Source organism: Xanthomonas melonis (genome assembly GCF_020783655.1).
Taxonomy (GTDB): Bacteria; Pseudomonadota; Gammaproteobacteria; order Xanthomonadales; family Xanthomonadaceae; genus Xanthomonas; species Xanthomonas melonis.
On record NZ_JAJGQH010000002.1, the window covers coordinates 1 to 23,030 of the forward strand.

At 67.7% G+C, this 23,030-nt stretch carries 23 protein-coding genes and 4 tRNA genes; 9 read left to right on the top strand and 18 right to left on the bottom strand.

Translation table 11 applies throughout. The features are described from left to right. The 12 genes from LL964_RS01770 to LL964_RS01825 all read right to left on the bottom strand — a co-directional run. On the bottom strand, positions 1–518 hold a 518-nt coding region (locus LL964_RS01770), incomplete at its 3' end, for a GTP-binding protein (RefSeq protein ID WP_228329363.1). A gap of 46 nt (positions 519–564) precedes the next feature. Beyond that, positions 565–640: transfer RNA gene (locus tag LL964_RS01775), tRNA-Thr, on the bottom strand. A 33-nt stretch (positions 641–673) separates the two neighbouring features. After that, positions 674–747 (bottom strand) — tRNA-Gly (locus tag LL964_RS01780). A gap of 29 nt (positions 748–776) precedes the next feature. Beyond that, positions 777–862, bottom strand: a tRNA-Tyr gene (locus tag LL964_RS01785). Between the two features lie 153 nt (positions 863–1,015). Then, positions 1,016–2,107, bottom strand: coding sequence for a redox-regulated ATPase YchF (ychF, locus tag LL964_RS01790; protein ID WP_104584662.1), 1,092 nt, complete (start codon positions 2,105–2,107; stop codon positions 1,016–1,018). Positions 2,108–2,181: 74 nt separating this feature from the next. Next, the gene (pth, locus tag LL964_RS01795) at positions 2,182–2,766 is read right to left on the bottom strand and encodes an aminoacyl-tRNA hydrolase (protein WP_104584663.1); all 585 of its coding nucleotides are present in this window, start codon (positions 2,764–2,766) and stop codon (positions 2,182–2,184) included. A gap of 51 nt (positions 2,767–2,817) precedes the next feature. After that, the gene (locus LL964_RS01800) at positions 2,818–3,453 is read right to left on the bottom strand and encodes a 50S ribosomal protein L25/general stress protein Ctc (RefSeq protein ID WP_104584665.1); all 636 of its coding nucleotides are present in this window, start codon (positions 3,451–3,453) and stop codon (positions 2,818–2,820) included. Between the two features lie 111 nt (positions 3,454–3,564). Further along, positions 3,565–4,524: a ribose-phosphate diphosphokinase gene (locus LL964_RS01805; RefSeq protein WP_104584667.1), complete on the bottom strand. Its 960-nt coding sequence runs from the start codon at positions 4,522–4,524 to the stop codon at positions 3,565–3,567. 159 nt (positions 4,525–4,683) lie between these two features. Continuing rightward, positions 4,684–4,760 (bottom strand) — tRNA-Gln (locus tag LL964_RS01810). 3 nt (positions 4,761–4,763) lie between these two features. Beyond that, positions 4,764–5,648, bottom strand: coding sequence for a 4-(cytidine 5'-diphospho)-2-C-methyl-D-erythritol kinase (gene ispE / locus LL964_RS01815; protein ID WP_104585549.1), 885 nt, complete (start codon positions 5,646–5,648; stop codon positions 4,764–4,766). After that, the gene (lolB, locus tag LL964_RS01820) at positions 5,630–6,283 is read right to left on the bottom strand and encodes a lipoprotein insertase outer membrane protein LolB (RefSeq protein ID WP_104584668.1); all 654 of its coding nucleotides are present in this window, start codon (positions 6,281–6,283) and stop codon (positions 5,630–5,632) included. Before lolB ends, ispE begins: the two co-directional genes overlap by 19 nt. After that, positions 6,280–7,968, bottom strand: coding sequence for a tetratricopeptide repeat protein (locus LL964_RS01825; protein ID WP_104584670.1), 1,689 nt, complete (start codon positions 7,966–7,968; stop codon positions 6,280–6,282). The genes lolB and LL964_RS01825 overlap by 4 nt, the downstream gene beginning before the upstream one ends. Positions 7,969–8,033: 65 nt before the next feature. Here LL964_RS01825 and hemA point away from each other — a divergent pair, with 65 nt between their 5' ends. The 5 genes from hemA (at position 8,034) to ppk2 (ending at position 13,650) form a co-directional block, all read left to right on the top strand. Next, the gene (gene hemA / locus LL964_RS01830) at positions 8,034–9,332 is read left to right on the top strand and encodes a glutamyl-tRNA reductase (protein WP_104584672.1); all 1,299 of its coding nucleotides are present in this window, start codon (positions 8,034–8,036) and stop codon (positions 9,330–9,332) included. After that, on the top strand, positions 9,310–10,395 hold the full coding sequence (prfA, locus tag LL964_RS01835) for a peptide chain release factor 1 (RefSeq protein ID WP_104584673.1): 1,086 nt from the start codon (positions 9,310–9,312) through the stop codon (positions 10,393–10,395). Before hemA ends, prfA begins: the two co-directional genes overlap by 23 nt. Beyond that, complete coding sequence (locus LL964_RS01840) at positions 10,392–12,098, top strand: O-linked N-acetylglucosamine transferase, SPINDLY family protein (protein ID WP_104584675.1); 1,707 nt, start codon at positions 10,392–10,394, stop codon at positions 12,096–12,098. Before prfA ends, LL964_RS01840 begins: the two co-directional genes overlap by 4 nt. 218 nt (positions 12,099–12,316) lie before the next feature. Next, complete coding sequence (moaB, locus tag LL964_RS01845) at positions 12,317–12,835, top strand: molybdenum cofactor biosynthesis protein B (protein WP_104584676.1); 519 nt, start codon at positions 12,317–12,319, stop codon at positions 12,833–12,835. A gap of 32 nt (positions 12,836–12,867) precedes the next feature. Further along, positions 12,868–13,650 (top strand): polyphosphate kinase 2, encoded by a 783-nt coding sequence (ppk2, locus tag LL964_RS01850; RefSeq protein WP_104584678.1) that lies wholly within the window; start codon positions 12,868–12,870, stop codon positions 13,648–13,650. On the opposite strand, the gene LL964_RS01855 is transcribed toward ppk2, so the two are convergent. The 4 genes from LL964_RS01855 to LL964_RS01870 form a co-directional block, all read right to left on the bottom strand. Further along, positions 13,632–14,861, bottom strand: coding sequence for a hypothetical protein (locus LL964_RS01855; RefSeq protein ID WP_104584679.1), 1,230 nt, complete (start codon positions 14,859–14,861; stop codon positions 13,632–13,634). The two genes, ppk2 and LL964_RS01855, sit on opposite strands and share 19 nt — an antisense overlap. Before the next feature lie 85 nt (positions 14,862–14,946). Next, entirely contained in the window at positions 14,947–15,213 is a 267-nt protein-coding gene (locus tag LL964_RS01860) for an acylphosphatase (RefSeq protein ID WP_104584681.1), read from the bottom strand. Continuing rightward, positions 15,213–15,818, bottom strand: coding sequence for a TlpA family protein disulfide reductase (locus LL964_RS01865; protein WP_104584683.1), 606 nt, complete (start codon positions 15,816–15,818; stop codon positions 15,213–15,215). Before LL964_RS01865 ends, LL964_RS01860 begins: the two co-directional genes overlap by 1 nt. Then, positions 15,815–17,092 (bottom strand): YihY family inner membrane protein, encoded by a 1,278-nt coding sequence (locus LL964_RS01870; protein WP_104584685.1) that lies wholly within the window; start codon positions 17,090–17,092, stop codon positions 15,815–15,817. Before LL964_RS01870 ends, LL964_RS01865 begins: the two co-directional genes overlap by 4 nt. A gap of 51 nt (positions 17,093–17,143) precedes the next feature. Between LL964_RS01870 and wrbA the strand changes: the two genes are divergently transcribed. The 4 genes from wrbA (at position 17,144) to ybaK (ending at position 19,302) form a co-directional block, all read left to right on the top strand. After that, the gene (gene wrbA / locus LL964_RS01875; protein ID WP_208621375.1) at positions 17,144–17,800 is read left to right on the top strand and encodes an NAD(P)H:quinone oxidoreductase; all 657 of its coding nucleotides are present in this window, start codon (positions 17,144–17,146) and stop codon (positions 17,798–17,800) included. Further along, positions 17,797–18,141 (top strand): DUF2069 domain-containing protein, encoded by a 345-nt coding sequence (locus LL964_RS01880; protein WP_104584689.1) that lies wholly within the window; start codon positions 17,797–17,799, stop codon positions 18,139–18,141. Before wrbA ends, LL964_RS01880 begins: the two co-directional genes overlap by 4 nt. A gap of 197 nt (positions 18,142–18,338) precedes the next feature. Beyond that, positions 18,339–18,824 carry an asparaginase domain-containing protein gene (locus tag LL964_RS01885; RefSeq protein ID WP_104584691.1) on the top strand — a complete coding sequence of 162 codons (486 nt, stop codon included), beginning with the start codon at positions 18,339–18,341 and terminating at the stop codon, positions 18,822–18,824. A 4-nt stretch (positions 18,825–18,828) separates the two neighbouring features. Continuing rightward, positions 18,829–19,302, top strand: coding sequence for a Cys-tRNA(Pro) deacylase (gene ybaK / locus LL964_RS01890; RefSeq protein WP_104584693.1), 474 nt, complete (start codon positions 18,829–18,831; stop codon positions 19,300–19,302). 209 nt (positions 19,303–19,511) lie between these two features. Here the strand turns inward: ybaK and LL964_RS01895 are convergent, their stop codons facing one another. Further along, positions 19,512–21,209 (bottom strand): S8 family peptidase, encoded by a 1,698-nt coding sequence (locus LL964_RS01895; protein WP_104584695.1) that lies wholly within the window; start codon positions 21,207–21,209, stop codon positions 19,512–19,514. A 341-nt stretch (positions 21,210–21,550) separates the two neighbouring features. After that, a complete protein-coding gene (locus LL964_RS01900; RefSeq protein ID WP_104584697.1) occupies positions 21,551–22,960 on the bottom strand; it encodes a S8 family peptidase in 1,410 nt (469 codons plus the stop codon). Positions 22,961–23,030 lie beyond the last annotated feature (70 nt).

Sequence of the window (23,030 nt, forward strand, 5' to 3'; positions counted from 1 at the left end):
CCGTGGATGATCGGCGTGTCGTCGCCCGGGAAGTCGTACTTGCTCAGCAGCTCGCGCACTTCCATTTCGACCAGCTCGAGCAGCTCGGCGTCGTCGACCATGTCGGCCTTGTTCAGGAACACGACGATGTGCGGCACACCGACCTGACGCGAGAGCAGGATGTGCTCGCGGGTCTGCGGCATCGGGCCGTCGGCCGCCGAACACACCAGGATCGCGCCGTCCATCTGCGCCGCACCGGTGATCATGTTCTTGACGTAGTCGGCGTGGCCGGGGCAATCGACGTGCGCGTAGTGACGGGTCGGGGACTCGTACTCCACGTGCGCGGTCGAGATCGTGATGCCGCGCGCCTTCTCTTCCGGCGCCGCGTCGATCGCGTCGTACGCCTTGAACTCGCCACCGAAACGCTCTGCACCGATCTTGGTCAGCGCAGCTGTCAACGTGGTCTTGCCATGGTCGACGTGACCGATGGTGCCGACGTTCACGTGCGGCTTGGTGCGCTCAAATTTAGCTTTTGCCATGGGTGCGTGTCTCGGTAATCGTTTGGAGTTGAAGACGATTGAGTAATGGTGCTCACGAAAGGAATCGAACCTTCGACCTCCTCCTTACCAAGGAGGTGCTCTACCGACTGAGCTACGTGAGCGAGTTTTGCATTATGCCATGCATTTGCGTTCAATGGAGCGGGAGACGGGAATCGAACCCGCACCATCAGCTTGGAAGGCTGAGGTTCTACCGTTGAACTACTCCCGCGCCGGGAACTGCATGCCACAACGTGAAACTGGTGGAGGGAGGTGGATTCGAACCACCGAAGGCGTAAGCCAGCAGATTTACAGTCTGCCCCCGTTGGCCGCTTGGGTATCCCTCCAGCTTTTACAACCGGACCGCGCCGCCGCGTGGCGATTTCGGTTCGGGGTGAAGCAGCCCGTTATTCTGTTGTGGGCCACGCCCCGTGTCAACAAGAATTTCGAAAAATCGTCACGACTGAATGCGCGCGGCATCCGCTGCCGCGCACAGCCGATCAGACATTGAAACGGAAGTGCAGGACATCACCTTCCTGGACGCGATACTCCTTGCCCTCCAGACGCAGACGACCCGCATCGCGAGCGCCGGCTTCGCCGCGATACTTGATGAAGTCGTCGAAGCCGATCGTCTCGGCGCGAATGAAGCCCTTCTCGAAATCGGTGTGGATCACTGCCGCGGCTTGCGGCGCGGTGGAACCGGCCTTGACCGTCCACGCACGCACTTCCTTGACGCCGGCAGTGAAGTAGGTTTGCAGACCCAGCAGCGTGTATGCCGCCCGGATCACGCGATTCAGGCCAGGCTCGTCCAGACCGAGGTCGGCGAGGAACGTGTCGCGGTCCTCGTCGTCCAGCTGGGAGAGCTCCTCCTCGATGGCGGCCGAGACCGGCACCACTTCCGCACCTTCGGCCGCGGCATGCGCGCGCACTGCGTCCAGATGGGGATTGTTCTCGAAACCGTCTTCGAGCACGTTGGCGATGTACATCACCGGCTTGAGCGTCAGCAGGAACAGATCGCGCACCAGTGCCTTCTCCTCCTCGTCCAGGCCGGCCGCGCGGCCCGACTTGCCCTCGGCCAGTGCAGCCTGCAGCTTGGCCAGCACCGGCTTGCGTGCCGCCGCGTCCTTGTCGCCGCCCTTGGCGCTGCGTTCGGCGCGATTGAGCGCCTTTTCCACGCTATCGAGATCGGCCAGCGCCAGTTCGGTATCGATGGTTTCGATATCGGCGATGGGGTCGACCTTGTTGTTGACGTGGATGACGTCGTCGTTCTCGAAGCAACGCACCACGTGGGTGATCGCGTCGACTTCGCGAATGTGCGCCAGGAATTTGTTGCCCAGGCCTTCGCCACTGGCCGCGCCCGCCACCAGGCCGGCGATGTCGACGAACTCGACCGCGGTGGGAATCAGCTTCTGCGGCTTGACGATCTCGGCCAGCTGGTTGAGGCGCGGATCCGGCACCGGCACGATGCCGACATTCGGCTCGATCGTGCAGAACGGAAAGTTGGCCGCAGCGATGCCCGCCTTGGTCAGCGCGTTGAACAGGGTCGACTTGCCGACATTGGGCAGGCCGACGATGCCGCATTTGATACCCATGGGTCACATCCGGGATTCGGGATTCGGGATTGGGGATTCGTCGCGACGCCTGGCCGCGAATCCCCAATCCCCAATCACGCGCCCCTGCTGGTATGCAGGCGCTTCATCGCCTCGTTGAAATTGCCATCCATTGCCAGCGGCAGCACATCGATGGCGGCATCCACTGCCGCGCCGATCGCCGCATCGTCCTCGCGCCCCGCCCGCCCCAGCACCCACGGCACCACGCGGTCCTTGTGACCAGGATGGCCGATGCCAACGCGCAGACGGTGAAACCTGCCATGCCCGAGCAGGCGAATGGTGTCGCGCAGGCCGTTCTGGCCGCCGTGACCGCCGTCGAACTTGAGCCGCGCCGTGCCCGGCGCCAGATCCAGCTCGTCATGTGCGACAAGCAGGTGTTCCGGCTCGATCTTCCAGAACCGCAGCGCGGCGGTGATCGACTTGCCACTGAGATTCATGAAGGTGGCCGGCTTGAGCAGCCAGACCGACTGCCCCGCGATATCGACCCTGGCCGTCTCGCCGAACAGCTTGCTGTCCAGTGCCCAGCGGGCGCCGCCGCGCTCGACGAGGGCATCGACGAAACGAAACCCGGCGTTATGCCGGGTTTGCGCGTGTTCCGGGCCGGGGTTTCCCAGCCCGACGATCAGACGAAGTGCAGACATGCCGGTCGCCGCAGCCGATCCCCCGCAGCATGCGGGGAACCGGCCGACGGATTACTTGGTCTCGGCGCCTTCGCTGTCTTCTTCGCCGGCAGCGTCGTCTTCCTCGACACGCACGTGCTTGGCGGCAACCACCGCAACGTCGTGTTCCTTGCCCAGCTTCAGCTCGGGAATTTCCACACCGGCCGGCAGCTTGATCTCGGACAGGTGGATCACGGTGCCCACTTCCAGGGCGCCCAGGTCCACTTCGATGAACTCAGGCAGGTCCTTCGGCAGGCAGACCACCTGAACTTCGTTGAGCTCATGGGTGACGACCACTTCGCTCGACTTGCCGGCCGGCGAGCTGGCTTCGTTGATGAAGTGCAGCGGCACGGACGCGCTGAGTTTCTCGTTGGCGCTGACGCGCTGGAAGTCGATGTGCATGATCAGCTGCTTGAACGGATGGCGCTGCATGTCACGCAGCAGCACCTGCTGCACGTCGCCATTGAGGTTCAGGTCCAGGATCGACGAGTAGAACCACTCGTTCTGCTGGGCGAGCCAGATCTGCTCATGGTTGAGCTGGATGCTGACCGGCTCCAGATCGCCACCGTAGACGATGGCCGGAATGACGCCAGCGTGACGCAGGCGGCGGCTCGCACCCTTCCCCTCGTCTGCGCGGCGCTCGACCTTGATTTCGTGAGTCTTTGCCATGTTGTTTCACTACCTAGATTGGAATACCGCCTCGCGGCGATGGAGCGTCTCACCCGCGACCAGGAGAGACGTAGTACCGGCACCCGCGGGATGCGGACGCCGAATGGGGTTCTAGTCGACGTAGAGCGAACTGACCGACTCGCCGAATGCGATACGGCGGATGGTTTCGGCCAGCAGCTCGGCCACGCTCAACTGCCGGATCTTCGGGCATGTGCGTGCGGCCGCGCTCAGTGGGATCGTGTCGGTGACCACCAGCTCGTCGAGTTGGGAATTGGTGATGTTGTCCACGGCCGGGCCGGACAGCACCGGATGGGTGATATAGGCCACCACCTTGAGCGCACCGCGCTGCTTGAGCGCTGCGGCGGCGGCGCACAGGGTGCCGGCGGTGTCGACCAGATCGTCCACCAGCACGCAGGTCTTGCCCTGCACGTCGCCGATGATGTTCATCACCGTGGCCACGTTGGCGCGCGGACGGCGCTTGTCGATGATGGCCAGGTCGGCGTCGTCCAGGCGCTTGGCGACCGCGCGTGCGCGCACCACGCCACCCACGTCCGGCGACACCACGATCAGGTTGTCGGTGCCATAGGCGCGCCAGATGTCGGCCAGCAGCAGCGGCGAGGCATACACGTTGTCGACCGGCACGTCGAAGAAGCCCTGGATCTGGTCGGCATGCAGGTCGACCGTCAGCACGCGGTCGGCCTCCATCGCGCAGATCATCTTGGCCGCGACCTTGGCGGTGATCGGCACGCGCGAGGAGCGCATGCGGCGGTCCTGGCGCGAGTACCCGAAATACGGAATCACTGCGGTGACCGAGGCGGCGCTGGCGCGCTTGAGCGCGTCGATCAGCACCAGCAGTTCCATCAGGTTCTCGGCGCTGGGCGCACAGGTCGGCTGGATGACGAACACTTCCTGCCGGCGCACGCTTTCTTCGATCTCGACCTGCACTTCGCCATCGGAGAACCGCGTGACCAGCGCCTTACCCATGCGCAGACCCAGTTCCTTGCAGATGCTCTGGGCAAGCGGCTTGTTGGCATTGCCGGAGAACACCAGCAGGTTGCGTTGATCTTGCATGGGATCTCTCGGGCGGCGGCGGCGAGCGTACGGACGATGGTGGAGCGGAACAAGGCCGGACAAACGCCGGGCCTTTCGTTAAATCCCCGCACATGGATGTGCGGGATCTTGCAGAGGGATCTGCATGTGCGGCTCTTGCAGAGGGATCTGCATCAATAGTGGCAGGGGCGGTAGGATTCGAACCTACGAATGCCAGGATCAAAACCTGGTGCCTTGGGCCTCTTGGCGACGCCCCTGCATCAAACCTGTAACGCGTCCAGTGCGTCGAGCAACGGCGAGTGCGCTGCACCCTCCGCCACCCACGCCCGCAGGCCGCCCGGCAACCTCGCCAGTGCCTGCTCTGCAGCAGCGCGCGTGGCGAATTCGACGAAACAGCCGCTTCCCGACCCGGTCAAGCGTGGCGTTCCGATCCTGGACAGCGCCTGGAACACGGCCTCGACGGCAGGTTCGCGGCGCCGCAGGACCGGCTCGAACGCATTGTCGAGCAGAGAACCGGAAGCGAAGTCCGCTATTTTCGCGGGCGCAGCATCCCGCGTCAATTCCCGCGACTGAAATAGGGCCGGCGTGGGCACGTGAACGCCGGGATCCACCAGCACATAGGCGGCCTCGGCGAGCGCCATCGGGGTCAGCCGCTCGCCCACCCCCTCGGCCCAGGCGTTGCGACCCCGCACGAAGACCGGCACATCCGCGCCCAGCTGCAGGCCGAGTTCGGCCAGCGTATCGACCGGCAATCGGAGGCCCCATAAGGCGTTGAGCGCCACCAGCACGGTCGCCGCATCCGAGGAACCGCCACCGAATCCGCCGCCGGCCGGGATGCGCTTGTCGACCCGGATCTCGGCGCCGGCCTGCGCAGTGGCGGCCGTTTGCAGCAGGCGGGCGGCGCGGATCACCAGATCGTCGTCTTCGGCCACGCCGGGCAAACTTTCCCCGACACGCCGGATCAGGCCGTCATTGCGCACACGAAGATGAATGGTGTCCCCCCAGGCCAATAGCCGGAACACCGTCTGCAGCAGGTGATACCCATCGGCGCGGCGTCCGGTGATCTGCAGAAACAGATTCAGCTTGGCCGGTGCGGGCCAGGCCGACCAGCCGTCCAGTGCATCCATCAGGGCGAGACCGTCCAGCGATCGACCAGCAGGCGGACCTTGGCGCTGCCGTTGCGGGCCTCGATGCGCTGCGGCAGCTCGGGCTGGCCGTCGCCGGCCGGCGCCCAGGCCAGGAAATCGATGGTCCAGCCATCCTGTTGCACGGTGCGCGGACGTCCTGCGGCATCCAGATCCACGCGCTGCGCGGCGGGCTCGGCGAGCCGTAGCGCGCGCACCCAGTCGGGCATCTGGTTGACCGGGATGGTCCAGCCGGTGGCGTCGCGCAGCACCTGCTCGGCATCGGGGCCGCTGCGCGGGCCGCCCTCCAGGCCTTCGATGCGTCCCGCTCCGGTGGTGGTGTCGCCGCTGAGCACCCAGCTCTGCCGGGTCACCGGCGCACTGAGCTGCACGCGATAACGCGGGCCATCCTGCTGCCAGTCGATACGACCGCTCCCCCCATCGCGCTCCCTGCTGATCGCCACCCGCCCCTGGAAGGACCACTGCGGATGCGCCTGCAACCAGGCCTGCCGCGCAACTTCGGCCTGGCGTGCCTGCTGCGAGACCTGCTCGACGACCGCCGCACCCGTGCCCTGCCCGCGCGGCACGCTGACACACGCGGACAGCCCGGTGAGCACCAGCCCACTCAGGGCCAGCGTGCGGATGGATCCCTTCATGGACCGAACTTCTCGATCGCGCGTTGCAGGGCACGGTTGTCCGGATCCAGCCGGCGGGCTTCGTCGAAGTAACGCCGCGCCTCGTCCTGCTTGCCACTGACCCACAGCACTTCGCCCACGTGCGCGGCGATCTCCGGATCCTTGGTCAGCGCCCAGGCACGACGCAGTTGCACCAGTGCCTCCTTGGTCCGGCCCATGCGGTAGAGCACCCAGCCATAGCTATCGACGATGGCCGGATTGTCCGGGTCGGCGGTGCGGGCGCGGTCGATCAGCGCCAGCGCCTCCTTGTAGCGGGTGGTGCGGTCGGCCAGGGTGTAGCCCAGCGCGTTCAGCGCTGCGACGTTCTCGGGTTCGGCGACCAGGATCTTGCGCAGGTCGGCCTCGGCGCGCGGCACGTCGTCGCGCCGCTCCCAGGCAAGCCCGCGGGCATAGAGCAGCGCGCCGTCGTCCGGATACGCGGCCAGGCCGCGTTCGAAGGCCTCCAGCTCGCCCGGCGCATCGCCGGCACGCTGCTGCAGTTCGGCTTCCAGCACATAGGCATCGCGACGGGCATCGTCGTCGGCACTGGCATCGCCCTGCAGCGCGCGCGCTTCCGCCAACGCCTCGGGCTTGCGCCCCAGTTCGTACAAGGCGCTCGCGGTACGCAGCCGCGCTTCGCTCAGCTGCGGGCCGCCGGGCACACCGCGGTACCACTCCACCGCCTCGTCGTAGCGCTTGAGGAACTCGGCGATCTTGCCGAGCAGCAGGCGGCGATCCGGGTCCGGCTTGGTCGCATTGCCCTTGAGCTCGCCATACAGCGCCTCCAGCGCGCTGCGGTCTTTTTCCTTGGCCAGCATGGAGGCACGCAGGCCGTAGGTCTGGGTGTCCTGCGGCCCGGTGGACAGGACCCGCGCGGCGGCCTCGGTCTGCCCCATGGCGTCATAGGCGAAAGCCAGCGCGCCACGCAGCTCGGAATCCTTGACCGCCTGCGGCTCGACATTCTTCAGCAGCGCCAGGGCCTCGTCGTTCTTGCCCTCCTGCTGCAGCTGCGTGGCATGCAACAAGGCCACGCGCGGCTCTTCGGGGAAGCGCCGCACCACCTCATCGACGATGCGCTTGGCCAGCGCCGGGCGCTCCATGCGCAGCGCGAGCCGGCCGAACTCCTGCCAGGCTTCGATCTGGTTGGGGATGGCGCCGGCCTTGACCAGGTCTTCGAGCACGTCGGCGGAGGCTTCCGGCTCGCGCCCGCCATTGGCCAGGGCGATCAGCGCGAAGCGCCAGCCACGCGGATCCGGCTCCTTGAGCAGACCGAGCAGATCGCGGCGCGCGGTGCGCAGGTCGTTGCGGCGCAGGGCCAGCGAGGCCTCGGTGCTGCGCATGGACAGCGACGAGGGCGCGCGGGCACGCCACAGCGCCAGGGCTTCGATGGCGCGCGGGTCGTCATTGGCCAGCATGGCGATGCGGGCGGCACGTTCGGCCAGTCCGGCATCTCCGGCTTCGGCCCTGGCGGCGTCGAGGTAGGCGCGCGCGGCATCGTCCAGCTGGCCGGCCTGCAGGGCGAACTCACCGGCCAGCACCGGCTCCAGCGCAGCGCTGGCGGTGTTGCCGGCCACGGGCGCAGGCGTGGCTTTTTTTGCTGCTGCGGTGGCGCTGGCGGAGGCTGCGGCCAGCAAAAGAACACACAGGATGCGAATCGGTACAGGCATCGGGGGCAACCGGGCCGTAAAATGGGGCCCTGAATGGCCGCCAGCTTATCGCAAGCAACTGAACAATGACGTTGTGGGTGCTCGGACTGAATCACCAGACCGCACCTGTGGACCTGCGCGAACGCGCAGCGTTCGCAGGGGACGCACTGCCGCGCGCGCTCGAATCCTTGCGCGCCTTGCCGCAGGTGCGCGAAGCTGCGCTGCTGTCCACCTGCAACCGCACCGAGCTGTATGCACTGGCGGACGATGCCCGGACACTGGCCAGCTGGCTGGATGCCCACGCGCCGGGCCTGAGCGGCCACCTGTACCAGCATCAGGAAGCCGAGGCGGTGCGCCACCTGTTTCGGGTCGCCACCGGGCTGGACTCGATGGTGCTGGGCGAGCCGCAGATCCTGGGCCAGGTGAAGGATGCCTGGGCGGTGGCGCGGGCGCACGGCGCGCTGGGCAGCGGCCTGGATCGCCTGTTCCAGCAGACGTTTTCGGTGGCCAAGCGCGCGCGCACCGATACCCGTGTCGGCGCCAATCCGGTGTCGGTGGCATCCACTGCCGTGCGGCTGGCGCAGGAATCGTTCGCCCGGCTCAACGAATCGACCGTACTGCTGGTCGGCGCCGGCGAAACCATCGAACTGGCCGCCAGACACCTGAGCGAAGGCCGCGTGCGCCGCCTGCTGATCGCCAACCGCACCCTGGCCCATGCGCAGACGCTGGCTGGCCAGCATGGCGGCTATGCGCTGCCGCTGACCGACCTGGAACGCCACCTGGCCGAGGCCGATGTCGTGTTCTCGGCCACCGCCGCGCGCGAGCCGGTAGTGACGCGGACACAGGTGGAACAGGCGCTGCGCTTACGCAAACGCAAGCCGATGCTGTTGTTCGATCTGGCGGTGCCGCGCGATATCGAAGCGTCGGTGGCGGAGCTGGGCGATGCCTACCTGTACACGGTGGACGACCTGGAACGCGCGGTCGAAGACAACCGCCGCAGCCGCCGCGAGGCAGCCGACCAGGCCGAAGCCATCATCGACCTGCAGGTGGCACGCTATGTCGAAACCGTGCAGGCCACTGCGCGCCAGGCCCCGCTCAAGCGATTGCGCGCCTTCGGCGACCGTACCCGCGACGAATTGCTGGCCAAGGCGCGTCAGCAGTTGCATAACGGCAAGCCGGCCGACGAAGTGCTGGAGCAACTGGCGAATGCGCTGACCAACCGCCTGCTGCATCCGCCGACCGCGGCCTTGCGCGAGGCGGCACTCAACAACGACCTGGAACTGACCAGCGCAGCCGAACGACTGTTTCCGGAAAATCCCGGTTACCAACATCCCCCTGTAGCTACCCCGATCGTGAGGACCGATGACGCCGACCCTGCGCCGTAAGCTCGAAGCGCTGGCCGAGCGCCGCGAAGAACTGCAGCACCTGTTGTCCGACCCGGAGGTGGTGGGCAACAACGACAGGTTCCGTACCCTGTCGCGCGAACTGTCGCAGCTGGAGCCGGTGGCGGTGGCACTGCAAGACGAAGCGCGCGCCAAGGCCGACCTGAGCGCGGCCGAAGCCATGCGCAACGACCCGGAAATGCGCGAGCTGGCCGAGGAAGAAATCGCCGCCGCGCAGGCGCGCCTGGAAGAACTGGATGCGCAACTGGCGCTGCTGCTGGTACCGCGCGACCCACGCGACGACGGCAACCTGTTTCTGGAAGTGCGCGCCGGCACCGGCGGGGACGAAGCGGCGATCTTCGCCGGCGACCTGTTTCGTATGTACGCGCGCTATGCCGAACGCCAGGGCTGGAAGGTCGAGATCGAGTCGGACAGCCCCGGCGAGCACGGCGGCTACAAGGAAGTGGTGGCGCGCGTGGTCGGGCGCGGCGCGTATTCGCGGCTGAAGTTCGAATCCGGCACCCACCGCGTGCAGCGCGTGCCGGCGACCGAATCGCAGGGCCGTATCCACACCTCGGCCGCCACGGTGGCGATCATCCCCGAAGCCGATGACGTGGAAGAGATCGCGATCAATCCGGCCGACCTGAAGGTGGATACGTTTCGCTCTTCCGGCGCCGGCGGCCAGCACGTCAACAAGACCGAATCGGCGATCCGCATCACCCACCTGCCCAGCGGCGTGGTGGTGGAATGCCAGACCGAGCGCAGCCAGCATGCCAACCGCGACAAGGCGATGAAGCGGCTCAAGGCGCAGTTGCTGGAGACCGAGCGCAGCAAGGCCGCCGCCGCCGAAGCGCAGACACGCAAACTGCAGGTGGGCAGCGGCGACCGCAGCCAACGCATCCGCACCTACAGCTTTCCGCAGGGTCGCATCACCGATCATCGCGTGGACGGACTGACCCTGTACGACCTGCCCAACATCATCGAAGGCGATCTGGATGCCCTGATCGGCCGGCTGGTCCATGAGCATCAGGCCGACGAACTGGCGCGGTTGAGCGAGACCCCATGAACGCCGCGGTTCCGCGCGAGCTGCTGCAGCTGCGCGAGGCGGCGCGGCGCCAGCCCGGCGATCTGGTGGCCTGGTTGATGCTGGCCGATGCCGAGCTCGACATGGGCGCCACCGCCGCAGGTGAGCAGGCCGTGCAACGCGCACTGGTGCTGCAGCCAGGTCACCCGGAAGCGATCGCGCGGCTGGGGCGCGTGCGCTGGGCGCAGGCGCGGCACGCCGAGGCGGCGCGCCTGTTGCAACAGGCCTCCGACCTGGTACCGCAGCATCCAGGCATCGCGCTCTGGCTGGGCCATGCGCTGGAGGACGCCGGCCAGCCGGAGCAGGCCGCAACCGCCTACACGCGCGCATACCGGCTGCTTCCCGACGAACCCTATATCGCTGCGCAGTTGCTGAACTGGCGCCGCCGCCTGTGCGACTGGCGCGATCTGGAAGCGCTGTCCACGCAGGTGCGGGCCGCCGTGGCTCAAGGCGCTGCGGCAGTGGAGCCGTTCGCGTTCCTGAGCGAAGACGCGAGCGCGGCCGAGCAACTGGCCTGCGCGAGAACGCGGGCGCAGGCCATCGCGGCGATGCTGCAGCCACTGCCGCCGGTGGCGGTGCGCGGCCAGGGAGCGCTGCGGATCGGCTTCGTCTCCAATGGCTTCGGGGCGCACCCCACCGGGCTGCTGACGGTGGCGCTGTTCGAGGCGCTGCAGCGCCGCCAGCCGGACCTGCACGTGCACCTGTTCGCCACCAGCCCCGACGACGGGAGCGGGATCCGTGCGCGCCTGGCGCAGGCCGTCACGCTGCACGAGGTGACCGCGCTGGGCCACGTGGATACCGCCCGCCACATCCGCGCGCAGGGCATCGACCTGTTGTTCGATCTGCGCGGCTGGGGCGGCGGCGGGCGCCCGGAAGTGTTCGCGCTGCGGCCGGCGCCGGTGCAGATCAACTGGCTGGCCTATCCCGGCACCTCGGGTGCGCCATGGATGGACCATGTGCTGGGCGACGCGTTCGCATTGCCACCCTCGCTGGCGCCGTTCTACAGCGAGCAGGTGCTGCGCCTGCCACGCGTGTTCCAACCATCGGACACCTCGCGCACGGTGGCCGAGCCGCCCTCGCGCGCGGAATGCGGCTTGCCCGAGCGCGGCGTGGTGCTGTGCTGCTTCAACAACAGCTATAAGCTCAATCCGCGCAGCATGATGCGCCTGCTGGCGGTGTTGCGCGCGGTGCCTGGCAGCGTGCTCTGGCTGCTGTCCGGCCCGGGCGGGGCCGACGCGCGCTTGCGTGCGGTGGCACAGGCGCAGGGCGTGGACCCGCAGCGCCTGGTGTTCATGCCGAAACTGCCCCATCCACAGTATCTGGCGCGCTACCGGCATGCGGATCTGTTCCTGGACACGCACCCGTACAACGCCCACACCACCGCCTCCGATGCGCTATGGGCAGGCTGCCCGGTGCTGACCACGCCGGGCGAGACCTTCGCTGCGCGCGTGGCCGGCAGCCTGAATCATCATCTGGGTCTGGATGAGATGAATGTGGCCGATGACGCGGCGTTCGTGGCCAAAGCCATCGAGCTGGCGAACGATCCGGACCTGCTGGCTGAGGTACGCGCGCATCTTGCCGAGCAACGACAGCGCAGCGGCGTTTTCGATATGGACGGATTTGCGGAAGATCTCGCGACCCTGTTGCAGGCGATGGCGCGGGAGCGTGGTTGGTTGGGGATGTAAAGGGCGGTGCTGTGCCTTTTCGCCCCGCAGGAGAGGGGCTTTGGTCACTGCGCGCTGAACGTCGCAGCGCGCGGGATGGCTGACGCCCGATGTTTCCAGCACTGATCGAAGCCCAACATTGATCAAATTGCGGCCTTGTTCGATGTCGACCGCTTGGCGTCCCTCAAATTCACACCACAACGCTGTACCCGGCCACCCAGGCTCGCTAGGCTGCGCACATGCCTTCCAATCTCGACTTCATTCCGTTGCGCCTGTGCGTGCTGACCGTATCCGACAGCCGCACCCTGGCCGACGATCGCTCCGGCGATTACCTCACCGAGGCGCTCACCCGGGAAGGCCATGTGCTGCACGAGCGTGCGCTGTGTCCGGACGATCGCTACCGCATGCGTGCGATCGTGTCGGCCTGGATCGCCGATGCGCAGGTCGACGGCATCCTGGTCACCGGCGGCACCGGTTTCACCGGGCGTGACAGCACGCCGGAGGCGATCACCCCACTGCTGGACAAACTGATGCCCGGCTTCGGCGAGATGTTCCGCGCCGTCAGCGTCGATGAAATCGGCACCTCGTCGCTGCAGTCGCGTGCGTTCGCGGGGCTGGCCAATCATAGCTTCGTGTTCTGCCTGCCCGGCTCCACCTCGGCCTGCCGCACCGCCTGGGAAAAGATCGTGCGCGCGCAACTGGATGCGCGCACCAAACCCTGCAACCTGGCGACACTGCGTCCACGCCTGGGGCAATAGCCTGCGCGCTTTCCACCGTTGCCAGATCGCGCATGCCGCACCTCAAACGCAAGGCCTACAAGAAACTGCTGGCACCGCTGCAACTGGAACTGGTGGGCATGGCGCGCTGGCTGCGCCACACCAACCAGCGTGCGCTGGTGCTGGTGGAGGGCCGCGACACCGCCGGCAAGGGCGGCGTGATCCAGACCATCGCCAGCCACCTCAATCCACGGCAATGCCGGGTGGTGGCGCTGCCCAAACCCAGCGACCGCGAAAGCACGCAGTGGTACTTCCAGCGTTACGTGACGCATCTGCCGGCCGGCGGCGAGTTGGTGCTGATGGATCGAAGCTGGTACAACCGCGCCGGCGTTGAACGGGTGATGGGCTACTGCACCGATGCGCAATACGTGGCGTTCCTGGAGCAGGCGCCACGCTTCGAACAGATGCTGGTCGACGACGGCATCCTGCTGTTCAAGTATTGGTTGTGCGTGGACCAGGCCGAGCAGGAAGCGCGCTTTGCCGAGCGCCATGAGAACCCGCTCAAGGGCTGGAAGCTGTCGCCGGTGGATCTGCAGTCGCGCGCGAAGTACGACGACTACACCGCCGCACGCGAGCGCATGCTCGAGGCGACCCATACGCCGGACGCGCCGTGGACGCTGGTGGATTTCAACGACCAGAAACGCGGCCGGCTGAGCCTGATCCGCGATCTGCTGGACAGGCTCCCGGACACGTCGGTGCCCGAGGAGCCAATACCGCTGCCACCCCTGCCCGGCAAGCCGCAGCGGGAACGCTATGGCGTGCTGGAACCGATCGACGATTACGCCGGCCAGTCCTGAGAGACTTCGTCGCTGGCCGCAGCGGCGCGCGGCAACGGATGCAGGCCAGCCTGGCGCTCGGCCTGCTCGGCCTGCAACACCAACTGGCTCAGGCGATGGCCGAACAACTGCATGAAGCCACCGTGCAGCGGACGCATCGCTTCCATGTAATCCACATCGTCGGCCTGCGCACCGAGCGGGCTGCACGAGGCCAGCAACAGCTCGTCCAGCCGCAGGGCGCTGTCGGGCAGGCGCACCAGGGCGGCGCGGCGCAACCAGTCGCGCATGCCGTTGCGGTACTCGGCAGCCAGGATGTAGGCCACTTCGACCTGGTCCAGGTCCACGTCAGGGTTCCAGGCCAGCACCTGGATCACCTGCGAACGTTCGTCCAGCATGCGGCTTTCGGCCACCAATGCATGCAGTTGCTGCAACAGGCGCCATTGCACACTGGCGGTTTCGCGCTGCGCGGCGGGCATGGCAGCGATGGCCAGCGCCAGGCGCCGCGCGAACAGGGCCGGCACCTCGGCCAGCACGGCCGGGCCGGCATCGGCACCGAGCAGGAAGCGTTCGGTCCGCAGCGCCGCGGTATCGGGCAGGTAGCCATCCTGCAGCGGGCGCATCACGCCGTGATCGAGCAGCGACAGCACCACGTCCAGCCAGTAGCGGCGCTCCTGTTGCAACGCACGGTTGGCGCTGGCGTTTTGCCAGGCGCTGCGCGCATCGTCCAGGCGCGCGATGCAGGCCTGAGCATCCAGGGCATCCCATGGCGCGCGGTCGGCGTCGTCGGGATCGAAGCTGTCCACGCTGAGCATGCCGCCGCCAAAACGGTGCCAGGCTGCACCACGCTGGGTGCCGGCCGGATCGGGCCTGACCGGGCCAGCCGGCGCCGCAGGCGCCGGGCGCAGCAGGGCCGCGTAGGCCTGCGTCCACGACTCGGGCAGACGCGCCGACATCAAGTAGCTCGCGGTCGGCTGACCCAGGCCACGGCGTGCCAGGCGCAGGCTCCACAGCAGCGCACCGATCACAATGCCGCCGAAGGTCCATGCCAGCAGCCAGCCGGCGGCGGCCTGCCCGGGTTGCAACACCCGCGTCTGCGGCTGCTGGAACAACAGCCAGCCGATGCCGACCAATACGCCCAGATAGAGCCACGGCCCCCACTGCGCCAGCACGCGCGCGATGCCATTGGCAGGCAGGTCGTGCCCGTGAGAGTGATCCTGAGATGGAGCGGCCATTACATTCCCCTGAACGCCTGATCGCGTTGACAGGGTTATCGGCGAGTCGCCCCAACTCTGTTGCCCTCACTGCACCGGTCAGCGCTCAGCCAGTCACAAAGTCTTCAGACGGCGGGACCGGGCACGGCGTGCGCAGCACCGAGACGACGGAGGCCGCTGGCGGGCCCTGCCACAGCCAGCGCTCCAGTGCGTCCAGTGCCGCTGCGTTGCCGGCCGCGACAACCTCCACGCTGCCATCGGCCTGGTTGCGCGCATGCCCGCGCAGACCGAGCGCCAGGGCCTGCTCGCGGGTGGAGGCGCGATACCACACGCCCTGCACCACGCCGCCGACCACGAAGCGCGCGGAATGCATCAGCCGGCCTTGCCGGTGATGCCGACGGCCGTTTCGATCTCGCGCGCGGTGACCGGACCGAGGAACTGTTTGGCGACCTTGCCGTCCGGGCCGATCAGGTAGGTCATCGGCAAGCCGCGCGGGGTGGCGAAGTCCTGCGGGGGCTGATAAGGGTCGAGGATGGCCACCGGGTAGGAGACCGGATGGTCCTTCAGGAACGCCTGCATGTCGGCCGTGGTGATGTCTTCGTAGGCCAGACCCACCACTTCGATGGTGTCGCGCATGGTATGCAGCGCCGACAGCTCCGGCATCTCCTTCAGGCACGGTGCGCACCAGGTGGCCCAGAAGTTGACCACCACCCACTGGCCGCGGTGCGCGGCCAGGTCGTAGGTCTCGCCGGACACGGTGGGCAACGACAGCCTGGGCATTTCGGCGGTCTGCTGCACCACCGATGCATTGGCCGCACCCGCCTGCCCAGCGGCAGGCTGATCGGGCGGCGCGGTGGAGGCTGCCGGTGCGCTGGCAGCGCCGCCAGCAGGCGCGCCCTCGCCACCGGGCTTGCAGGCGGTCAGCAACAGCAGCGGCAACAGCAGCGCGCAGGCGCTGCGCACAAGACGCACAGTCATGCAGGATCTCCTGGAAGATGAGTGTAGAAATCGCCGACCGGCTGCGTCAGCACGCTGCGCAGCGGCTCGCGCAAGCGATCCAGCGCCGCGGCCGCCGCCTGGCCATAAGCGTCGTCGCGACACGGTAGCGGGCGGTCTTCGACCGGTACGCGCAACTGGCAGCTTTCGTAGAGCTCGGCCAACGGCACCACGTCCAGGTCGCGCGCCAGCAGCCACTGCCCGCGCTCGTCGCGGCGCAGCAGGCGGATGCGCTTGAGCTCGCACAGCAGCTCCTGCATCACCGTATCGGTGAGCATGGGCTCCAGCGCGAGGATGCGGTCCTCGTCAAGACCTTCGCCGTGGATGCGTGCCTGGCGGAAGCGACCCAGCAGGCGCAGCAGGCCGTAGATCTCGAAGCCCGGCGGCAGGCGCATGGCTTCGGGCTGGTAGCGGAACGCCGACATCGACGAGGCCAGCGAGGCGCCCAGCAGCACCGACACCCAGCTCAGATAGATCCACAGCAGCAGGATCGGCAGTGCCGACAACGCGCCATAGATGCGCTGATAGGTCTGGAAATTGCCGAGATAGAAGCCGAAGCCCCACTTGACGATTTCCATCAGGATCACCGCCAGCAGCGCGCCGGGCAGCGCATGCCGCAGGCGCACCGCATGCTGGGGTACCACGCGGTAGATCAACACGATGCAGACGAATTCCACCGCCATCGGCGCCAGTCGCCAGGCGAACTGGGCCAGCCACTGGCCTTCGGTGGTGCGGAACAGCGGCAGCGCGAACACGTAGGCGGCCATCGCCATCGAGGCGGCGGCCAGCATCGTGCCCAGGGTCAGCACCGTCCAGTAGATCAGGAACCGCGTCACCTTGGGCCGGGCGGCGGCCACCCGCCAGATGCTGTTGAAGGTCTGCTCGATGCTGTGCAGGGTGATCAGCAGCGACGCCACCAGGGCGATCATGCCGGCCACGGTGAACTTGCCCAGGTCTTCCAGCGAGCGGTTGAGATAGTTCTGCACCGAACGCGCTGCGCCAGGCACGAAGTTGTTGAAGATGAAGTCGGTCAGCGCGTCCTTCCACTCGTTGAAGGCGGGAAACGCCGACAGCACGCCGAACACCACGATCGCCAGCGGCACCAGCGCGAACACCGTGGTGTAGGCCAGCGACGCTGCGGCCTGGAACAGGCGATCGTCCAGGAAGCGGTGCCACAGGAAGCGCCCGAAGCTCGCCGTCCGCGCGCGGTCGTGCAGACGTTCTTTCCATTGGTGGAGTTTGTTCACACGCGCCATCGCGCAAGGGTACCCGATGCGCCGTCGTCGCGGCCTTGCCGCAGCCGCGGCGTGCAGCAAGGCGGCGGCTTGGCCGATACTGCGGCAACTCACACAGTCGGCAGGAACACGATGGCGGAGATTCTGGTGCTGTACTACAGCCGTGGCGGTTCGGTGGCGCGGCTGGCGCGGCAGATCGCGCGCGGCATCGGCGAGGTGCCCGGCACGAGCGCGCGTTTGCGTACGGTGCCGCCGGTGGCCGCGGTCACCCAGACCAGCGCGCCGCCGGTGCCGGACGAAGGCGCGCCCTATGTGGACCGTGCCGATCTGGCCGAATGCAGCGGCCTGCTGCTGGGCAGCCCCACCCGCTTCGGCAACATGGCCGCGCCGATGAAGCACTTCCTCGACAGCCTGGGCGCCGACTGGGCCAGCGGTACGCTGGCGGGCAAGCCGGCGGCGGTATTCACCTCGACCGCTTCGATGCATGGCGGGCAGGAATCCACCTTGCTGTCGATGCACCTGCCGCTGCTGCACCACGGCTGCCTGATCGTGGGCATCCCGTTCACCGAGGCCGCGCTCAGCCACACCACCAGCGGCGGTACACCGTATGGGGCCAGCCATGTCTCCGGCGCGGCCGGCGACCCGCAACCGAGCGAAGACGAGGCCCTGTTGGCACGCGCGCTCGGTCGCCGGGTGGCCGACATCGCGCGGCGGCTGACCGCCGCATGACACCGCGCGCAGTGCACTGGTCGCTGGCGGCCGCCTTGCTCGCGCTGGCAGCGCTGTTCGCGATCTGGTTCCACGACGATGCGCACCGCACTGCGGCCCTGCTGGTGTTCGCGCTGCCACCGGCGCTGATGGGCGCACTGGCGGTGCGCAGCGCACGCGCCCGTTTCTGGGCAGGCGTGTTCGCGCTGGGCTGGTTCAGCCACGGCGTGATGGCCGCCTGGAGCCAACCCGACGCACGCGGCCTGGCCTGGCTGGAACTGCTACTGGCATTGCTGGTGATCGGGCTGGTCAGCGGGCCCGGTGTGGCCGCGCGCTTCGGCGGCAGGCGCAGGGCGCGCTGACCGGCGTACCGTGCAGGCACCGGCTTTCGCCAACAGCGGTGCCCGGCCGCACGCCGCCTACCGCCGCACGTGGGCGCAGGCTTTCGCCATCCCTGCCCTGCCTGCCGCAATGCGCGCACTGCCAGCATCGCAGGCGGGCGGTATCATGACGGCCCTCGCGCGGCCTGCACCGCGCTGGCCCTACAGGATTGGCAACAATGGAAGACCTCCTGATCGTCACCACCGGTGGCACGATCGACAAGATCTACTTCGACGACAAATCGGACTACCAGATCGGCGACCCGCAGATCGGCCAGATCCTCAAGGAGCTGGGCGTGACCTTCCGCTTCTCGGTGATTCCCATCATCCGCAAGGATTCGCTGCATATCACCGATGCCGACCGCGAGCTGATCCGCGCAACCATCGCCGTCCAGCCCACCCGCCACGTGCTGATCACCCACGGTACCGATTCGATGGTGGACACCGGCAAGGTGCTGCAGTCGATTTCCGACAAGACCATCGTGATGACCGGCGCGCTGAACCCGGCACGCTTTCGCGGCTCGGATGCGGAATTCAACATCGGCTGCGCAGTGGGTGCCGTGCAATCCTTGCCGGCCGGCGTCTACATCGCCATGAACGGGCGCATCTGGAACCCGGAGAAGGTGCGCAAGAACGTGGCCGCCAACCGCTTCGAGTCGGTCTGAGGCAATGAGCAGGGCGACCCGTGCCACCCGCGCCCTGGACGCGGCTGGCGTGGCGTACGTGCTGCATCCTTACGACTACCAGGCCGATGCCGACGCCAAGGGCCTGCAGGCGGCAACCGCGCTGGGGCTGGCGCCGCAGACGGTGCTGAAAAGCCTGATGGCCTGGGTCGACGACCAGGCGGTGTGCGTGGTGATTCCCTGCGACCGGCGCCTGTCGCTGAAGAGACTCGCCAGCGCGCGGGGCGGCAAGTCCGCCCGCATGATGGACGTGGCCGACGCCGAGCGCCGCACCGGCTACAAGGTGAGCGGCATCAGCCCGCTCGGCCAGCAACGGCAAGTGCCGGTGCTGGTGGAAGCCACGGCCCTGGACGCGCCCGCGCTGTGGATCAACGCCGGCCAGCGCGGCCTGCTGCTGGAATTGCCTGCTGCCCAGTTGTTGCAAGCCCTGGCTGCGCAGGCCTGCGAGCTCTGCGAGTGAACCGCCGGCGGTAGTGCGCGGCACGCGGGCGGCGACGCAGCTGCGCGGTGGTCGGAGCGGCCGACTGGCAAGCCTCGGGCAGTGCAAAGCGTGCGCAGGAAGCGGTGCGCACGCGCGATCCACACCGATTCCGCACACCTGCCGCGTCGGCCCGATGGCGACGCGGCAGGCAGGATTCCCCCTGCTCCTCAGAGTTGCAGCAGCGACGCTCAGTACGTTGCGGTGACACTGACTCCCGAAAACGCCAGCGTCGCCTTCAGCCGCACGTAGTAGGTGCCTGCCGCCGGCATGCTCAGCGTGCAACTGTCGGTATTGCCGGGCAGCACGCTGCGACAGCTGTAGGCGCTGTCGCTGGGCAAGGCGCCGGCCCGCACCGACAGATCCGCATTGCCGCTGCCGCCGTTGAGCGCCACCTTCAATGCGCGCGTCCCGGCCGGCACGGTGATCTGGTAGTACAGCGCATCGGACTGCGCTGCGCTCAGCCCGGCGCGCGCCACGTTGCGGGCCAGCGTATTCGCGGCGATCACCGCCGCCAGCGCCCCGTCGGCGTTGACCAGCCCCGCGCCGCATCCCTGCGCACAGGCAACCGGCAAGGGCCGCGCGCTGCTCTTGAGCAAGGCCTCCACCGTTGCAGGCGTGAGCGGGTTCAAGGCCACCGATTGCATCAATGCCACCACCCCCGCCACGTGCGGTGCGGCCATCGAAGTCCCGCTGTAGGTCGCGTACGCCGCATTACCCGGTACCGTGGTGCCGCTGTTGAGCGTAGAGACGATGGCCTGCCCCGGCGCCGCAATATCCACCCCTTTGCCGTAGTTGGAGAAGCTGGCCTTCGCGCCGGCCGAGGTGGTGGCGGCCACTGCGATCACGTTCGGGCAGTTGGCCGGAACGCTGGTGGAAACGTCCATGTTGCTGTTCCCGGCAGCCACCACCACCGAACTGCCACGCGTCACCGCGGCGGCAATGGCGTTACTCATCGTCGCCGAGCAACTGCCGTAGCCGCCCAGCGACAGATTGATCACCGTGGCCGGATTCGGATTGGCCGGCACGCCGGTCACCCTCCCCCCCGAGGCCCAGACGATGGCATCGGCGATATCGGACATGTAGCCACCGCACCTGCCCAGCACCCGCAGCGGCAGCAGCCTGGCATTGAAGGCGGTACCGACCACGCCATTGCCGTTGTTGCCGACGGCCGCGACGATGCCGGCTACATGCGTGCCATGCCAACTGGAGCTGGACGCGGACGCTCCGGGACCGCATTCGTTCGCGGCCGTCCAGTCGCCCTGGTCGGCTGCGTTCGCGTCACGGGCATTACCGTCGCGGGCGGTTGCCGGATCGGTGATGAAGTCGTAACCGGGCAGGACATTGGCCGCCAGATCAGGATGCGCGGTGATGCCGGTATCGATCACCGCCACCACGATGCCCTTGCCGGTGGAACGATCCCAGGCGGGGCGGATGTTGAGACCGGCGTTACCGGTGCCCATCGCCCACTGCTGCGCAACGCCGGGGTCGTTGGGCACCAGCAAGGGACGCATCAGCACATCCACTTCCACGCGCTTGACCGCCGGGTCGGCGGCGAGCCGCCGCATCAGGCTTTCCGCATCCACGCGATCGAGCTTGCGGTCGGCGACCAGCAGCACCGGGCCGGTGCTGAGCCGGCGCGTGGCGGCCAGGCCCAACGCTCGCCCCTGGCGTGCCGGTACCGCGCGTGCGACCTCGTTCCAGGACGTGGACAGGCCGGTCGCACGGCTGCTGCCGACCCGGTCCTTATAGCTGACGATGAAACGCTGATGGGTGGTGCCGGACGCCAGGCCCTGCAGGCCGACCTCGCCGGCGGCCGCATGGAACGTGCAAGACAGTGCGCAGAGCAGCGCAGCATGGCGCAGTGCGCCAACCGATGGATGCGGCATGGATCAACTCCTTCCCCAAGGACCTGACGACATGAATGGCAATGCGCCGACGCCGTGGGCGAGGCGCGTGCCCGATCGTGAGGCGGCCAGCCCCACAGGCCCCTCATGCGGCGCTATCGGCAACGCCCCAGGGGTCTGAAGCAGCTTGGGTGCGCTGCTGCGCGCAGCGTTCAGGCGACGATCGGCAAGCGCGTTGGCCAGCGCTGCGATGGCTGGTGCGCAAACGCACACTGCCCCGCCGAGGCGGGGCAGTGTGGAACTCGAAACGCCGACAGGTCGGTCGGGACCGGCCCGACACCGTTGCCGGCGGCATCGCCGTCGGTGGGCGGCGATGGCTGCGGTTACGGGGTCTGGTTCACCGCACCCGCGGCGTTGACGATGCCGGCACCGCAGCCGCCCGAGCAGGCGCCCGGCAGCGGACGGGCGGTGTTCTTCAGCAGGGTTTCCACTGCCGCCGGGCTCAGCGGACGGCTTGCTGCCGACTGCACCAGTGCCACCACGCCGGCCACGTGCGGCGCCGCCATCGAGGTGCCGTTGTAGCTGGCATAGCTGGCCGAGCCCGGGGTGGTGGTGCCGCTGTTCAAGGTCGACAGGATCGCCGAACCCGGGCCGGAGATGTCGATGCCGGCGCCGAAGTTGGAGAAGCTCGAACGCGCGCCAGCCGAGGTGATCGAGGCCACCGAGATCACGTTGGCGCAGCTGGCCGGAGTGAAGTTGGCCACGTTGGCATTGCTGTTGCCCGCCGCCACCACCACCGTGGTACCGCGCGACACCGCCGAGTTGATGGCGTTCTGGTAGCTGCTCGAACAGGCGCCGCTGCCACCCAGCGACATGTTGATCACTTCGGCCGGATTGGCGTTGGCGGGCACGCCCGACACCGAACCGCCGGAGGCCCAGACGATGGCATCGACGATATCCGAGGTTGCCCCGCCGCAGCGGCCCAGCGCACGGATCGGCACGATGCGGGCATTGAAGGCGGTGCCGGCCACGCCGGTGCTGTTGTTGGTGACCGCCGCGATGGTGCCCGCAACATGGGTACCGTGCCAGCTGGAGTTGGCCGCCGGCGAACCGGAGAAGCACTGATTGGCCGTGGTCCAGTCGCCCTGATCGGCCGGGTTGCTGTCACGGCCGTTGTTGTCGCGCGCACGCGTCGCATCGCTGATGAAGTCGTAGCCGGGCAGCACGTTGGCGTTGAGATCCGGATGGCTGGTGATGCCGGTGTCGATCACCGCCACCACCACGCCGCTGCCGGTGGCGGTGTCCCAGGCCGGGCGCACATTGATGCCAGCTGCGGTAGTGCCGAAGCCCCACTGCTCGGACAGACGGGTGTCGTTCGGAGTCAGCACCGGATACATGATCTGGTCCACTTCCACATAGTCCACGCTGGGGTCGGCGGCGATGCGGCGCATCAGCGTTTCGGCTTCGGCGCGGTCCAGGCTACGGTCGGTCTTGAGCACTTCCGAACCCAGCGCAGTGCGGCGCACGTGATTCAGGCCCAGCGCGCGGCCGGCGCGTGCCGGCACTGCACTGGCAACGGAATTGAGCGAGGCGCGCATCGAGGTCTGGCTGACTGCAGCACTGGAGCCGTCCTTGTACTTGACGATGAAGCGATCCAGCGTGGGCTGCGACTCCAATCCGGCAAGATTGACCTGACCGGCGAACGCCGGCACCGCCAACAGGCACGTCAGCGCGGAAACACCCAGCACGACCAGGCCGCGCGCGGATGCGCGACGTTGCGACACATTGGACATTGAATCGTTCCTCTCTCTTGGTTGTGGTGCCGCAAGCGCGGCGAGTGGCCGAGCCTTGCCGCAACTGCGG

Excerpts from the sequence above, each read along its gene's own strand:
- LL964_RS01860 (WP_104584681.1), bottom strand. The coding sequence starts at position 15,213 with ATGCATTCCGCGCGCTTCGTGGTCGGCGGCGTGGTGCAGGGCGTGTGG.
- LL964_RS01870 (WP_104584685.1), bottom strand. The coding sequence starts at position 17,092 with ATGGCGCGTGTGAACAAACTCCACCAATGGAAAGAACGTCTGCACGAC.
- hemA (WP_104584672.1), top strand. The coding sequence starts at position 8,034 with ATGACGTTGTGGGTGCTCGGACTGAATCACCAGACCGCACCTGTGGAC.
- LL964_RS01900 (WP_104584697.1), bottom strand. The coding sequence starts at position 22,960 with ATGTCCAATGTGTCGCAACGTCGCGCATCCGCGCGCGGCCTGGTCGTG.
- pth (WP_104584663.1), bottom strand. The coding sequence starts at position 2,766 with ATGTCTGCACTTCGTCTGATCGTCGGGCTGGGAAACCCCGGCCCGGAA.
- ppk2 (WP_104584678.1), top strand. The coding sequence starts at position 12,868 with ATGCCGCACCTCAAACGCAAGGCCTACAAGAAACTGCTGGCACCGCTG.
- LL964_RS01880 (WP_104584689.1), top strand. The coding sequence starts at position 17,797 with ATGACACCGCGCGCAGTGCACTGGTCGCTGGCGGCCGCCTTGCTCGCG.
- LL964_RS01895 (WP_104584695.1), bottom strand. The coding sequence starts at position 21,209 with ATGCCGCATCCATCGGTTGGCGCACTGCGCCATGCTGCGCTGCTCTGC.
- LL964_RS01840 (WP_104584675.1), top strand. The coding sequence starts at position 10,392 with ATGAACGCCGCGGTTCCGCGCGAGCTGCTGCAGCTGCGCGAGGCGGCG.
- LL964_RS01865 (WP_104584683.1), bottom strand. The coding sequence starts at position 15,818 with ATGACTGTGCGTCTTGTGCGCAGCGCCTGCGCGCTGCTGTTGCCGCTG.
- LL964_RS01805 (WP_104584667.1), bottom strand. The coding sequence starts at position 4,524 with ATGCAAGATCAACGCAACCTGCTGGTGTTCTCCGGCAATGCCAACAAG.
- ychF (WP_104584662.1), bottom strand. The coding sequence starts at position 2,107 with ATGGGTATCAAATGCGGCATCGTCGGCCTGCCCAATGTCGGCAAGTCG.
- ybaK (WP_104584693.1), top strand. The coding sequence starts at position 18,829 with ATGAGCAGGGCGACCCGTGCCACCCGCGCCCTGGACGCGGCTGGCGTG.
- LL964_RS01800 (WP_104584665.1), bottom strand. The coding sequence starts at position 3,453 with ATGGCAAAGACTCACGAAATCAAGGTCGAGCGCCGCGCAGACGAGGGG.
- LL964_RS01855 (WP_104584679.1), bottom strand. The coding sequence starts at position 14,861 with ATGGCCGCTCCATCTCAGGATCACTCTCACGGGCACGACCTGCCTGCC.
- lolB (WP_104584668.1), bottom strand. The coding sequence starts at position 6,283 with ATGAAGGGATCCATCCGCACGCTGGCCCTGAGTGGGCTGGTGCTCACC.
- moaB (WP_104584676.1), top strand. The coding sequence starts at position 12,317 with ATGCCTTCCAATCTCGACTTCATTCCGTTGCGCCTGTGCGTGCTGACC.
- LL964_RS01885 (WP_104584691.1), top strand. The coding sequence starts at position 18,339 with ATGGAAGACCTCCTGATCGTCACCACCGGTGGCACGATCGACAAGATC.
- LL964_RS01825 (WP_104584670.1), bottom strand. The coding sequence starts at position 7,968 with ATGCCTGTACCGATTCGCATCCTGTGTGTTCTTTTGCTGGCCGCAGCC.
- prfA (WP_104584673.1), top strand. The coding sequence starts at position 9,310 with ATGACGCCGACCCTGCGCCGTAAGCTCGAAGCGCTGGCCGAGCGCCGC.